The sequence below is a fragment of the Pseudomonas sp. 05N434 genome, assembly GCF_056396965.1.
This window is the reverse complement of sequence record NZ_JBFTMK010000040.1, coordinates 1-15528: the sequence shown is the minus strand read 5'-3', so window position 1 is coordinate 15528 and position 15528 is coordinate 1. Positions and strand designations below refer to the sequence as shown.

Here is a 15528-nt window from a genome sequence, read left to right as displayed (position 1 = left end):
ATCTAGCACCTGCGTAACGTCAATGGACTGGAACTGATCCAGGCTGTGCATGCCACCGCGAATGCTGATTAAGGTTTGCGGTGTTTTTCGTTAAATTTCCATGCCCGGCTCACGTCACCTCAGTTAACTGTCGACGATTACCGTGAGCCCGACCCATGTCCAATCTGAATGACCTGACCGCCCTGGCCTTGCCGTCAGGCAACCGTCTTGTAGCCGATGAAACCGCAAGTCGCCTGAGCCTCAGTCTGGAAGGGCAGCCGCTGATCGAACTGCGGCTGATCCGCGAGCCCGAGGTGCATCTGCGGCTGGAGGAGCGCTTTGGCCGTCCTGACGGTCAAGCATTCTGGGCGGCCTGTTATTGGCTGTTTGCCCGTGATGCGCAGTGTCAGCGTCTGACCTGGCACCTCGATCAAGTGCCCACTGAAGCCTTGCTCAGCGGGTTGCTGATCGCGACCGATGTCAAAGGTCAATATCGCTGTGAACGCACACTGTTCTGGCAATTGCCTCAGCCTTGGCTGGGTGAGTCGTTGACCGGTAGCTATCCACAGCAGATGGTCATCAGTGACGGCAAGCGCCACCCCCTGCGTGCGGTGAAACCCCGTGGTGAGGTCTATCGGCGCTTTGATGCGCGGCTCGGTGCATGGGTTTCCCTGCGTACACTAGAAATCGAGCAGGATTTGGCGCGTTTCAACCGCTGGCAGAACAGCCCGCGGGTCGCGAGTTTCTGGCAGGAGGAGGGCAGCCTCGAGAAGCATCGGGAATACCTCGGCAAACTCGAAGCCGACCCGCACACCTTGACCCTGATCGGTTGCTTCGATGATCAGCCGTTTGCCTACTTTGAAGCCTACTGGGCCAAGGAAGATCGCATTGCGCCGTTCTATGACGCCGGCGATTACGACCGTGGCATTCACATGCTGGTGGGTGAGGAAGATCACCGTGGCCCGCACAAGGTGGCGAGTTGGTTATCGGCGCTGGTGCACTACCTGTTTCTCGATGATCCGCGCACTCAACGGGTGGTCGCCGAACCTCGCGCCGACAACGCGAAGATGATCGGGCATCTGCATAATCAGTGTTTTCACTGCGAGAAAGAGTTCGACTTCCCGCACAAGCGCGCGGCGCTGATGGTGCTGGGGCGTGAGCGGTTTTTTGATCGGTGTTCGTTGGCTTGAGTCAGTCTTCGCGGGCAAGTCGGATCGCCGCACCGCTCGCTCCTACAGTGACAGGCAATATTCCCTGTGGAGCGAGGTTTGCCCGCGAAGCGTTTAACGACGGGCGAAGGTATCGGCACGATTGCCCGACACCTTGCGGCAATGCACCAGCGCATCACGAATCATGAAGTTCACCAGGGTCGGCGAGACGCCCAGTTCCTTGGCGATGTCTTTTTGCGGCACGCCATGCAGGCGGTACATCTCGAAGGCGTAACGGGTGCGGCTGGGCAACTCCGTCAGTGCATCGGCAATGTTTTCCAGGGTCGAGAAATTCATGTGCGAGGTTTCCGGCGAAGCGCCCTGGATCACCACGTTCAGGCCTTCTTCTTCCGGGCCCGAATACTTCTGCYCCAGCGCCTGCTTGCGGTAGTGATCGATCGCCAGGTTGCGCACGATCTGGAACAGGTAACTGAGCTGCGCCTTGATTGACGAGGTGATCTGCGGCGCCGATTGCAACCGGAAGAACGCATCCTGCACCACGTCTTCGGCGCGGGATCGGCAGCCGGTAATGCGGGCGGCAATCTTGACCAGAATCAGTCGGTTGTCGACGAAGGCCTGAAGTAGCGGTGAATCGCACCTGCTTGTGGATACTTGTTCCGTCATTGGAAATCACCTTGCTGCAAATAGGGTCGTGGGACGACAAGGGGGTCGGAGCCGTCCTACATATCGAGCGACAAATTATGTTGAATGATAATGATTGTCAAATGAGAAAGAGAATTAATGCTCCGTTGCGGTGCGGACCGAGAACGGCGACACGCTGACTCACCCACCGGCCACAAGCCTGCCGGCGCTCAAGCCCGGCGACTAATTATTCCAAGACCTCATCCGTTCTCATTGGTGAATGGCTGCGGGCGCAAACCCCGGCCAAAACAGCATTCCCAAGCCTTGCGCGGTCGGCGAAGACCGCGTCCTGCATGCCCGTGAACGGGCGTGAAATATGAAAACCGATTCCACTTGCAAGCCGAATTCAGGCAGGAAACCTCATGACCGACGCGTTCGAACTCCCCAGCACACTGGTCCAAGCCCTCCAGCGCCGCGCGGCCTTGACGCCGGACCGGGTGGCCTTGCGTTTTCTCGCCGAAACCCTGGATCAGGCTGTGGTGCTCAGTTATCGTGAGCTGGACCAACGGGCGCGAACCATTGCCGGCGCGTTGCAGGCCCAGGCGTCGTTCGGCGATCGCGCGGTGCTGTTGTTTCCCAGCGGCCCGGATTACGTCGCGGCGTTCTTTGGTTGCCTGTACGCCGGGGTGATCGCGGTGCCGGCCTATCCGCCGGAATCGACCCGTCGTCATCATCAGGAACGCCTGCTGTCGATCATCAGCGATGCCGAGCCGCTTCTGCTGTTGACCAGCGCCGACCTGCGCGACGCCTTGCTGCAAATCAACGGGGCGCCGCCGCTGCTATGTGTCGACACCCTCGACAACGCCGTGGCTGAACGCTGGGTTGCACCGGACCTGCAAGGCGAGCACATCGCTTTCCTGCAATACACCTCCGGCTCCACTGCTTTGCCTAAAGGTGTGCAAGTCAGCCACGGCAACCTGGTGGCCAACGAGCGATTGATTCGTCACGGCTTTGGCATTGACCTCAATCCTGATGACGTGATCGTCAGCTGRCTGCCGCTGTACCACGACATGGGCCTGATCGGTGGCCTGCTGCAGCCGATTTTCAGTGGTGTGCCGTGCGTGTTGATGTCGCCGGCGTACTTCCTCGGTCGCCCGTTGCGCTGGCTGGAAGCGATCAGCGAGTACGGCGGCACCATCAGCGGCGGGCCGGACTTCGCCTATCGACTGTGCAGCGAGCGCGTCAGCGAATCGGCTCTGGAACGTCTTGATTTGAGCGGCTGGCGCGTGGCGTATTCCGGTTCCGAACCGATTCGCCTCGACACCCTGGAACGCTTCGCCGAGAAATTCGCGGCCTGTGGTTTTACGCCAGACAGCTTCATGGCCTCTTACGGTCTCGCGGAAGCCACGCTGTTCGTTGCCGGCACTCCGCGCGGTCAGGGCATTCCGGCGTTGCGCGTGGATGATCAGGCCTTGGCGCAAAACCGCGCCGAACCGGGCGACGGCAGTCCGGTCATGAGTTGCGGCATCAGCCAGCCGGATCACGCGGTGCTGATTGTCGATTCGGTATCGCTCGAAGAATTCGCCGACAACGCGGTCGGTGAAGTCTGGGCCGCCGGGCCGAGCATCGCCCATGGCTACTGGCGCAACCCTGAAGCCACGGCCAAGACCTTCGTCCAGCACGCGGGCCACACCTGGCTGCGCACCGGCGACCTGGGCTTTTTGCGTGACGGTGAACTGTTCATCACCGGGCGCCTGAAAGACATGCTGATCGTTCGTGGTCACAACCTCTATCCGCAGGACATCGAGCAGACCATCGAGCGCGAAGTGGAGGTGGTGCGCAAGGGGCGTGTGGCCGCGTTCGCGGTCAATCTCGAGGGTCAGGAAGGCATCGGCATTGCCGCGGAAATCAGCCGCAGCGTGCAGAAAATCCTGTCGCCCGAGGCACTGATCAAGGGCATTCGCCAAGCGGTGGCCGAGGCGTATCAGCAAGCGCCGAGCGTGGTGGTGCTGCTCAATCCGGGGGCACTGCCCAAGACTTCCAGCGGCAAGTTGCAACGTTCGGCCTGCCGCAATCGCCTGGCCGATGGCAGCCTCGACAGCTATGCGGTTTTCCCGTCGGCAGCGAACGAAAGTGAAGGCAGCAGCGAGTCGGGTTCAGAACTGCAAACCCTGATCGGCCAGATCTGGTGCGAGCAATTGCAGGTCAAGCAAGTCAACGCCGACGATCACTTCTTCCTGCTCGGCGGTAACTCCATCGCCGCTACTCAAGTGGTCGCACGCCTGCGTGAAGCGTTGGGGATGGAGCTGAATCTGCGTCTGCTGTTCGAAGCGCCAACCCTCGGCGCATTCGCCGCCGCCGTCGCCCGGCAACAACAGGATGGCGGCCTCGCCCAAGGCGCGATCACTCAGCTGTCGCGCAACGAAGCCATGCCGCAATCCCTGGCGCAAAACCGTTTGTGGATCACCTGGCAACTCGACCCGCAGAGCAGCGCCTACAACATTCCCGGCGCCTTGCGCCTGCGCGGCGAACTGGACGAAGACGCCTTGCGCGCCAGTTTCCAGCAACTGATCGAACGTCACGAATCCCTGCGCACACGTTTTTTCGAGCGCGACGGTGTGGCCCTGCAACGGGTCGATGCTGCCGCTGAATTCAATCTTCAAGTGATCGACATCAGCGATGTGCCGGCCGCCGAGCGTGAAGCCTGCGCGCAACAAATCCGCGAGGACGAAGCCCGCATCCGGTTCGACCTGGAGAACGGCCCGCTGCTGTGGGTGACCCTGGTGCGCCTCGATGATGAGGATCATCAACTGCTGGTGACGATGCACCACATCATCGCCGACGGCTGGTCGCTGAACGTGCTGATCGACGAATTCTCGCGCCTGTATACGGCCGCCTCTCAAGGCCAGACCGCCAGCCTTCCAGCCTTGCCGACGCAATACGCCGACTACGGCAGTTGGCAGCGCCAGTGGCTGGCGCAAGGGGAGGGCGAACGGCAACTCGCTTACTGGAAAGAGCAGTTGGGTGATGAGCATCCGACCCTGAGCCTGGCCACCGACCACCCACGTTCGGCACAACACACCCACAGCGCCGCCCGCCACACCCTGCGGTTGGACGCGAGCCTGAGCAACGCCATTCGCCAGACCGCCCAGGCTCATGAGTCGACGCCGTTCATGCTGTTGCTCGCGGCGTTCCAGAGCCTGCTGCATCGCTACAGCGGCCAGCGCGACATCCGCATCGGCGTGCCGAATGCCAACCGTCCACGGCTGGAAACCCAGGGGCTGATCGGCTTCTTCATCAACACCCAGGTGCTGCGTGCGGAAGTGGATTCGCGTCTGCCATTCGTGGAGTTGCTGGCGCAAACCCGTCAAGCCGCCTTGGGTGCGCAAGCGCATCAGGACTTGCCGTTCGAGCAACTGCTCGAGGCCTTCCCCCAGGCCCGCGAACAAGGCTTGTTCCAGGTCATGTTCAACCATCAGCAACGGGATCTCGGCGCTCTGCGTCGTCTGCCGGGGCTGCTCGCCGAAGAGCTGCCGTGGCACAGCCGCGAAGCCAAGTTCGACCTGCAACTGCACAGCGAAGAAGACCGCAACGGACGCTTGAGCCTGTCGTTCGACTACGCCAGCGAGTTGTTTGACGCGGCGACCATCGAGCGTCTGGCCGAGCATTTCGCCAACCTGCTGCGAGCCGTCTGTGAGCGTCCGCAACAAGCGATCGGCGATCTGCAACTGCTGACCGCCGCCGAACAGGCTCAGCAAAATGACTGGAGCGTTGCTCCGTGCAACCCGGCACAGCAGTGGTTGCCGGAACTGCTCAACGAACAAGTACGCCAGACCCCGGAACGCATCGCGTTGCTGTGGGACGGCGGCAGCCTGGACTTCGCCGAACTGCATACTCAGGCCAACCGCCTGGCGCATTACCTGCGCGACAAAGGCGTCGGCCCGGACGTGTGCGTGGCGATCGCCGCCGAACGTTCGCCGCAGTTGCTGATCGGTTTGCTGGCGATCATCAAGGCCGGCGGCGCTTATGTGCCGCTGGACCCGGATTACCCGGCCGAGCGCCTGGCCTACATGCTCCGCGACAGTGGCGTCGAGTTGTTGCTGACCCAAACCGAATTGCTCGACCGCTTGCCGGCCACTGATGGCGTCTGCCTGATTGCCATGGACGCCCTGCACCTGGAGAACTGGCCAAGCCATGCACCGGGTTTGCACCTGCACGGCGACAACCTGGCCTACGTGATTTATACCTCGGGTTCCACCGGCCAGCCCAAGGGTGTCGGCAACACGCACGCAGCGCTCGCTGAACGTCTGCAATGGATGCAGAACACTTATCGCCTGAACGATACCGACGTGCTGATGCAAAAAGCCCCGATCAGTTTTGACGTGTCGGTGTGGGAGTGTTTCTGGCCGCTGATTACCGGGTGCCGCTTGCTGATCGCCGGTCCCGGCGAACACCGCGATCCACACCGCATCGCACAACTGGTTCAGCAATACGGCGTGACCACGCTGCACTTTGTGCCGCCGCTGCTTTCGCTGTTCATCGACGAACCGCTGACCGCCGAATGCACCAGCCTGCGCCGGGTGTTCTGCGGCGGCGAAGCCTTGCCCGTCGAACTGCGCAACCGCCTGCTGACGCAACTGCCGGCGGTGCAACTACACAACCGCTACGGCCCCACCGAAACCGCGATCAACGTCACCCACTGGCACTGCACAATCGCCGATGGCGAGCGCTCGCCGATTGGCCGGCCATTGGGCAACGTGCTGTGCCGGGTGCTCGACAGTGACCTCAACCCGGTTCCGGCCGGCGTGCCGGGTGAGCTATGTATCAGCGGTATCGGTTTGGCTCGAGGCTATCTGGGCCGTCCGGGGCTGACGGCTGAGCGTTTCGTGGTCGATCCACTGGGCGAGCAGGGCGCGCGTCTGTACCGCACCGGCGACCGTGCGCGCTGGACCGCCGATGGCGTGATCGAATACCTCGGTCGTCTCGATCAGCAGGTCAAACTGCGTGGCTTTCGTGTCGAGCCGCAAGAGATCGAAGCGCGGCTGTTGRCACAATCCGGCGTCGCCCAAGCGGTGGTGCTGGTGCGCGAAACGGCGGTCGGCGGGCAGTTGATCGGTTACTACACCGCCGCTGATTCCACTGAAGACCTCGACACTCAAGCCGCACGCCTGAAAGCCGTGCTGGCCGCCGAGTTGCCGGAATACATGGTCCCGGCGCAACTCATGCGTCTGGACCAAATGCCCTTGAGCCCGAGCGGCAAACTCGATCGCCGCGCCTTGCCGGAACCTCAGCGGCACGTCCGCGAGCACGTCGAACCGGTCACGGCGCTTGAGCAACAAATCGCCGGCATCTGGCGCGAAGTGCTGGGCCAGACGCAGATCGGTCTGCGCGACGACTTCTTCGCCCTTGGCGGCCACTCGCTGCTGGCCACGCAAATCATCTCCCGTACCCGTCAGGCCTGCGACGTCGAGTTACCGTTGCGGGCGCTGTTCGAGGCCAGTGAGCTGGGCGCGTTTGCCGAACAGGTTCGCTTGATCCAGGTCAGCGGCAGAACCAACCAGCAGCCACCGATCGAGAAGGTCGACCGCCGCCAACCGGTGCCGTTGTCCTATTCCCAGCAACGCATGTGGTTCTTGTGGCAGATGGAACCGGACAGCCCGGCCTACAACGTCGGCGGCATGGCGCGGTTGCGCGGCGTGCTGGATGTCGGGCGTTTCGAGGCGGCGTTGCAAGCGCTGATCATGCGTCACGAAACCCTGCGCACGACATTCCCGAGCGTCGACGGCGTGGCCCGGCAACAGGTGCATCCGGACACCGGTATGCGCATGGACTGGAAGGATTTCTCCGCGCTGGCGGCTGATACTCGTGAGCAGCGTGTCCAGCAACTGGCCGACAGCGAGGCGCACACGCCTTTCGATCTGGAAACCGGACCGTTGCTGCGCGCCTGCCTGGTCAAGACCGCCGAGCAGGAACATTACCTGGTGCTGACCCTGCACCACATTGTCACCGAAGGCTGGGCGATGGACATCTTCGCCCGGGAACTCAGCGCGCTCTACGAAGCGTTCGTCGATGACCGCGAATCACCACTGCAACCCTTGCCGGTGCAGTACCTGGATTACAGCGTGTGGCAGCGTCAGTGGCTGGAATCCGGCGAACGTCAGCGCCAGCTCGATTACTGGACCGCGCAACTGGGCCGCGAACATCCACTGCTGGAGTTGCCGGCTGATCGTCCGCGTCCGCCGGTGCAAAGTCATCAGGGCGAACTGTTCCGCTTCGACCTCAGTGATGACCTCGCGGCGCGGGTTCGTGCCTTCAACGCAGACAACGGTCTGACCCTGTTCATGACCATGACCGCCGCCCTGGCCGTGCTGCTTTACCGCTACAGCGGCCAGACCGACCTGCGCATCGGTGCGCCGGTGGCCAACCGCATTCGCCCGGAAAGCGAAGGGTTGATCGGCGCATTCCTCAACACCCAAGTGCTGCGTTGCCAGCTCGATGGGCAGATGTCCGTCGGCGAGTTGTTCGAGCAGGTTCGCCACACGGTGATCGAAGGCCAGTCCCATCAGGACCTGCCGTTCGATCACTTGGTCGAAGCCTTGCAACCACCGCGCAGCGCCGCTTACAACCCGCTGTTCCAGGTGATGTGCAACGTGCAGCGCTGGGAATTCCAGCAGCGCCGCACCCTGGCCGGGATGACCGTCGAGTACCTGGCCAACGATGCGCGAGCGACCAAGTTCGACCTCAACCTGGAAGTCACCGACCTCGACCATCGCCTCGGTTGCTGCCTGACTTACAGCACCGATCTGTTCGACGAGCCGCGCATTGCGCGCATGGCCGGGCACTGGCGCAATCTGCTGGACGCGTTGCTGGCCGATCCGCAACAGCGCTTGAGTGAGCTGCCATTGCTCGACGCCACTGAACAGCAAAACCTGCTCGACAACCTCGGCATCGAGCCGGGTGAGCATCGCCTCGATCAATACATCCATCAGCTGTTCGCTGAGCAGGCGCTGGTGCGCATGGGCGCACCGGCGCTGACGTTCGCCGGGCAAACCCTGAGCTACGCCGAGCTCGACAGCCGCGCCAATCGTCTGGCCTGGATGCTCCGTGAGCGCGGTGTCGGGCCGCACGTGCGGGTCGGCTTGGCGTTGGAACGTTCGCTGGAGATGGTCATCGGCTTGCTGGCAATCCTCAAGGCGGGCGGCGCCTATGTGCCGCTGGACCCGGAATACCCGCTGGATCGCCTGCACTACATGATCGAAGACAGCGGCATCGGTTTGTTGCTCAGCGATGCGGCGATGTTCGCGGCACTCGGTGAATTGCCGGCCAGCGTCGGTCGTTGGTGCCTGGAAGACGATGCCGCGGACCTGGCCAATTACCCGGCCAGCGAGCTGCCGTTTATCAGTATGCCGCAGCATCAGGCGTACCTGATTTACACCTCGGGCTCCACCGGAAAACCGAAAGGCGTGGTGGTGTCCCACGGTGAAATCGCCATGCATTGCCGCGCGGTGATCGAGCGTTTCGGCATGCGCCCCGATGATTGCGAGTTGCACTTCTATTCGATCAACTTCGATGCCGCGACCGAGCGTCTGCTGGTGCCGCTATTGAGTGGTGCGCAGGTGGTCCTTCGCGCTCAAGGCCAGTGGGACGCGCAGGAAATCTGCGGGCTGATTCGTCGCCACAACATCAACATCCTCGGCTTCACCCCAAGCTACGGCAGCCAGTTGGCGCAATGGCTGGCGACCCAGGGCGAAACCCTGCCGGTGCGCATGTGCATCACCGGTGGCGAAGCCCTGACTGGCGAACACTTGCAGCGGATTCGCGCGGCGTTCAAACCGAGCCTGTTTTTCAACGCTTACGGCCCGACCGAAACTGTGGTCATGCCGCTCGCCAGCCTGGCCCCCGAGCAATTGGAAGAAGGGCTGGGCAGTGTGCCGATTGGCAGCGTGATCGGCGCTCGGGTGGCGTACATTCTCGACGCCGATCTGGCGTTGCTGCCGCAAGGCGCGACCGGCGAGTTGTATGTCGGCGGCGCCGGTCTGGCGCAGGGTTATCACCAACGTCCGGGGATGACCGCCGAACGCTTTGTCGCTGATCCTTTTGCCGCGAACGGCGGACGCTTGTACCGCACCGGCGACCTTGTCCGTCAGCGCGCCGATGGCCTGGTCGAGTACCTCGGCCGCATTGACCATCAAGTGAAGATCCGTGGTTTTCGCATCGAACTGGGCGAGATCGAAACCCGACTGCTGGAACATGAATCGATCCGTGAAGCGGTCGTGCTGGCGCTCGATGCGCCGAGCGGCAAGCAACTGGTGGGCTATCTGGTTACAAACGTGGCCGAGCAGGATGAAGCGCAGCAAACTGCACTGCGCGAAGCGTTGAAGGCGCACCTCAAATCTCAGTTGCCGGATTACATGGTGCCGACGCACTTGATCCTGCTGGCCAGCATGCCGCTGACCGCCAACGGCAAACTCGACCGTCGCGCACTGCCGGCACCGGACCCGGAGTTGAATCGTCAGCAATACGTGGCGCCGAGCAACGAACTTGAGATGATCCTGGCCGGCATCTGGTGTGAAGTGCTCAACGTTCAACAGGTCGGCCTCAACGACAACTTCTTCGAACTGGGCGGCGATTCGATCCTGTCGATCCAGGTGGTGAGCCGTGCGCGGCAGCAGGGCATTCACTTCAGCCCCCGCGACCTGTTCCAGCACCAGACAGTGCAGACGTTGGCTGCGGTGGCGACTCGTACCGAGCAGGTCACCGCCGAACAAGGTTTGCTCACGGGTGAATCGCGTCTGACACCCATTCAGCACTGGTTCTTCGACACCGAAATCCCGCAGCGTCAACACTGGAACCAGGCGTTGCTGCTGGAACCGACCGTGGTGCTGGAGCCGCATCGCCTGGAGCAAGCGCTGTTGGCGGTGATCGAGCAGCACGATGCCTTGCGCCTGCGCTTCACCGAAGTCGCCGGTCATTGGCAGGCCGAGCATCAGGCAGTTTCCGACGCTGCCGTGCTGTGGCAAGTGCAGGTGCCGACGATGGACACATGCGCGGCACTGTTCGCCGAAGCGCAGCGCAGCCTCGACCTTGAGCAAGGGCCACTGATGCGGGCGCTGTTGGTCGACGATCCCGAGGGGCAACAACGGTTGTTCATTGCCATTCACCACTTGGTGGTGGACGGGGTGTCGTGGCGGGTGCTGCTGGACGATCTGCAAACGGTTTATCGTCAACTGGACGCAGAGCAGTCAGTAAAACTGCCAGCGAAAACCAGTGCCTTCAGGGACTGGGCCGCACGGTTGCAGGCTTATGCCGGCAGCGAATCCCTACGGGAAGAATTGAGCTGGTGGCAGGCGCAACTGGCCGGCCCAAGCGCTGAATTGCCGTGTGATCGGCCTCGGGGCGGGCAGCAGAATCGTCACGCGCAAACCGTCAGCGTGCGCCTCGACAGCGAGCGCACCCGCCAACTGTTGCAACAGGCGCCGGCGGCCTATCGCACCCAAGTCAACGATTTACTGCTGACTGCGTTGGCCCGTGTGTTGTGCCGCTGGAGCGGTCATGGGTCGGCGTTGATTCAACTCGAAGGCCACGGCCGCGAAACCCTGTTCGACGAGATTGACCTGACCCGCACCGTCGGCTGGTTCACCAGTGCTTATCCACTGCGCCTCACGCCGGTGAGTGAGCAGGGTGCGTCGATCAAGGTAATCAAGGAGCAACTGCGCGCGGTGCCGCATAAAGGCCTGGGGTATGGCGTGCTGCGTTACCTGGCCGATGGCCTGTGTCGGCAGACCATGGCCGCGCTGCCGGTGGCGCCGATCACCTTCAACTACCTCGGCCAGTTCGACCAGAGCTTCGGCAGCGATGCGCTGTTCCGTCCGCTCGATGAGCCGGTCGGCGCGGCCCATGATCCGCATGCGCCGCTGCCAAACGAGCTGAGCGTCGACAGTCAGGTGTACGGTGGTGAACTGGTGCTGCGCTGGACCTTCAGCGCCGAACGCCACGACCGGCAAACCATCACCGACCTGGCGCAGGCGTATCTGGATGAATTGCACAGCCTGATCCAGCACTGCCTGAGTGACCACGCGGGCGGCCTGACGCCGTCGGACTTCCCGTTGGCCAAACTGACTCAGCCGCAACTCGACGCGTTGCCGGTTCCGGCGGCGATGATCGAAGACGTCTACCCGCTGACCCCGATGCAGGAAGGCATGCTGCTGCACACCTTGCTCGAACCGGGCACCGGCCTCTATTACATGCAGGACCGCTACCGCATCAACAGCGAGCTCGACCCCGAGCGCTTCGCCMAGGCCTGGCAAGCGGTGATCGCCCGTCACGAAGCCTTGCGCGCCTCGTTCTGCTGGAACGTCGGCGAAGACATGCTGCAAGTGATCCATAAACCCGGCAGCACGCCGATCGAGTATCTGGACTGGAGCGCGGTTGCCGAAGCAGAGCAAGAGCCGAAGCTGCAGGCGCTGCTGAAAAGCGAGCGCGAGACCGGGTTCGATCTGCTCAATCAGGCGCCGTTCCATCTGCGTTTGATCCGCGTCGGCGCGGCGCGCTACTGGTTCATGATGAGCAACCACCACATCCTCATCGATGCCTGGTGCCGTTCGCTGCTGATGAACGACTTCTTCGAAATCTACACCGCCCTCGGCGAAGGCCGGCAAGCGCAACTGGCCGTGCCGCCGCGTTATCGCGATTACATCGGCTGGCTGCAACGCCAGAGCCTGGCCGAGGCGCGACAGTGGTGGCGGCAGAACCTGCAAGGTTTCGAGCGCACCACGCCGATTCCGAGCGACCGGCCGTTCCTGCGTGAACATGCCGGCGACAGCGGCGGCATGATCGTCGGCGACCGTTACACAAGGCTTGATCCCCGGGATGGCGCACAATTGCGCGAACTGGCCCAGGCCCATCAGTTGACCGTCAACACCTTCGCCCAGGCGGCGTGGGCGTTGGTGCTGCGTCGCTTGAGCGGTGATCGCGACGTGCTGTTCGGCGTCACCGTGGCCGGGCGTCCGGTGGACATGCCAGAGATGCAACGCACCGTCGGGCTGTTCATCAACAGCATCGCCCTGCGGGTGAAAATGCCCGAGGACGATCAGCGCTGCAGCGTTCGTCAGTGGCTCAGTGGTTTGCTCGACAGCAACATGCAACTGCGCGAATACGAGTACCTGCCGCTGGTGAGCATCCAGGAAACCAGCGAACTGCCGAAAGGCCAGCCGCTGTTCGACAGCCTGTTCGTGTTCGAAAACGCCCCGGTGGAAGTCTCGGTGCTGGACCGTGCGCAAAGCCTCAATGCCACTTCGGATTCGGGCCGCACCCACACCAACTTCCCGTTGACGGCGGTCTGCTATCCGGGGGATGACCTGGGCTTGCACTTGTCCTACGACCAGCGTTATTTCGACGAATCCACCGTCGAGCGCATGCTCGGTGAGTTCAAGCGCCTGTTGCTGGCGCTGGTCGAGGGCTTCCACGGTGACATGGCCGATTTGCCGCTGCTGGGAGTCGAGGAGCAGGACTTCCTGATCCATGGCTGCAACCAGAGCGAACACGACTATCCGCTGGAGCAGAGCTATGTCTCATTGTTCGAAGCGCAGGTTGCCCGGCATCCGCAGCGGATTGCCGCCAGTTATCTCGATCAGCAACACAGCTATGTTGAGTTGAACCAGCGCAGCAACCGTCTCGGCCATGCCTTGATCGCTGCAGGCGTCGGCCTCGATCAACCGGTGGCGCTGCTCGCCGAGCGTAATCTCGATCTGCTGGGCATGATTATCGGCAGCTTCAAGGCCGGTGCCGGTTACCTGCCGCTGGACCCTGGCCTGCCAAGTCAGCGCCTGAGCCGGATCATTGACCTGAGCCGCACGCCGTTGCTGGTCTGCACCCAGGCGTGCCGTGACCAAGCCGTCGCGCTGCTGGAGGAATTCGGATGTGCCAACCGGCCTCGATTGCTGGTCTGGGAAGACGTGCAGGCGAGCGACGTTTCGGTGGCCAATCCGGGTGTCTACAGTGGCCCGGACAACCTCGCCTACGTGATCTACACCTCGGGCTCCACCGGCCTGCCGAAGGGCGTGATGGTCGAGCAGCGCGGCATGCTCAATAACCAGTTGAGCAAGGTGCCGTACCTGAAGCTGAGCGACGCCGATGTGATCGCCCAGACCGCTTCGCAAAGCTTCGATATTTCGGTCTGGCAGTTCCTCGCGGCGCTGTTGTTCGGTGCTCGGGTGGACATCGTGCCGAACAGCATCGCCCATGATCCCCAAGGCTTGCTGGCCCACGTCCAGAGCCAGGGCATTAGCGTGCTGGAAAGCGTGCCGTCGCTGATTCAGGGCATGCTCGCCCAGGACTGCATGAGCCTCGATGGCCTGCGCTGGATGTTGCCGACCGGTGAAGCGATGCCGCCGGAACTGGCGCATCAATGGTTGCTGCGTTACCCGCAGATGGGGCTGGTGAACGCTTATGGCCCGGCGGAATGCTCGGACGATGTGGCGTTCTTCCGGGTCGACCTGGCTTCGACCCGTGGCAGCTATTTGCCGATCGGTACGCCGACCGACAACAACCGTTTGTACCTGCTCGATGGCGCGCTGGAGCTGGTGCCGTTGGGGGCAGTGGGGGAATTGTGCGTGGCCGGCACCGGGGTCGGGCGCGGTTATGTGAGCGATCCGTTGCGCACGGCACAGGTGTTTGTGCCGAACCCATTCGGTGCGCCTGGGGATCGCCTGTATCGCACCGGTGACCTGGCCCGTCGGCGCAGTGATGGCGTGCTGGAATACGTCGGGCGTATCGATCATCAAGTGAAGATTCGCGGGTACCGCATCGAACTGGGTGAAATCGAAGCGCGTCTGCATGAACAGCCGGAAGTCCGCGATGCGGCGGTCGGGGTGCAGGAGGGCGTCAACGGCAAGCACCTGGTCGGCTATCTGGTGGCAGCGGATTTGGCGCTCAATCCGAACGAACGACTGGAGCGGATCAAGCAGCGCCTGCGTGCCGAGTTGCCGGAATACATGGTGCCGCTGCACTGGTTGTGGCTCGACAAGCTGCCACTCAACGCCAACGGCAAACTCGATCGCAAGGCCTTGCCGGCACTGGAGATCGGCCAGTTGCAGAGCCAGGACTATCAGGCGCCGGGCAATGAGCTGGAGCAGACCTTGGCGGATATCTGGGCCGAAGTGTTGAAGGTCGAGAAGGTTGGCGTGCGTGACAACTTCTTCGAGCTGGGTGGGCATTCGCTGCTGGCCACGCAAATTGCCTCGCGGGTACAAAAAGCCCTGCAACGCAACGTGCCGCTGCGGGCGATGTTCGAGTGCAGCACGGTGGCGGAATTGGCCGAGTACATCGATGGGTTGGCGGCGAGCGACATTACCGAGGAGAAGGTGGATCGGTTGAATGACCTGATGGCGGAGCTGGAGGGCCTTTAATCCGGGTTGACTGCCGAGCCCACGCGGCTCAGGCTTCCCGTGGTTTTTTAATGGATCCTATTTCACCAGGGAGACAGTCGATGCCCTTCGTAACGGTTGATGGACAAGCGCTTCACTACATAGATCAAGGCACGGGCCCGGCGGTATTGCTGGCCGGGAGCTACCTGTGGGACCAGGCCATGTGGGCACCGCAGATTGCGGCGCTGTCGCAGCGCTATCGGGTCATTGCACTGGACCTCTGGGGCCATGGCGAATCCGGGCGGATGCCCGAGGGCATGACGTCGCTGGATGACGTGGCGCGTCAGGCACTGGCATTACTCGATCATCTGGACATCGATCGCGTCACGCTGGTC

Annotated in this window: 4 protein-coding genes; 3 read left to right on the top strand and 1 reads right to left on the bottom strand. The window is 62.4% G+C overall.

Going from position 1 to position 15528, the window contains the following annotated elements; translation table 11 throughout:
• Window positions 1–155: 155 nt before the first annotated feature.
• Window positions 156–1169 (top strand): GNAT family N-acetyltransferase, encoded by a 1014-nt coding sequence (locus tag AC1DLB_RS04860; protein ID WP_477743430.1) that lies wholly within the window; start codon window positions 156–158, stop codon window positions 1167–1169.
• A gap of 93 nt (window positions 1170–1262) precedes the next feature.
• Here the strand turns inward: AC1DLB_RS04860 and AC1DLB_RS04855 are convergent, their stop codons facing one another.
• The gene (locus AC1DLB_RS04855) at window positions 1263–1811 is read right to left on the bottom strand and encodes an RNA polymerase factor sigma-70 (RefSeq protein WP_477784675.1); all 549 of its coding nucleotides are present in this window, start codon (window positions 1809–1811) and stop codon (window positions 1263–1265) included.
• Between the two features lie 380 nt (window positions 1812–2191).
• On the opposite strand from AC1DLB_RS04855, the gene AC1DLB_RS04850 reads away from it, so the two are divergent.
• Together AC1DLB_RS04850 and AC1DLB_RS04845 are read left to right on the top strand one after the other, a co-directional pair.
• Window positions 2192–15175 (top strand): non-ribosomal peptide synthetase, encoded by a 12984-nt coding sequence (locus AC1DLB_RS04850; protein WP_477784674.1) that lies wholly within the window; start codon window positions 2192–2194, stop codon window positions 15173–15175.
• 80 nt (window positions 15176–15255) lie between these two features.
• On the top strand, window positions 15256–15528 hold a 273-nt coding region (locus tag AC1DLB_RS04845), incomplete at its 3' end, for an alpha/beta fold hydrolase (protein ID WP_477784673.1).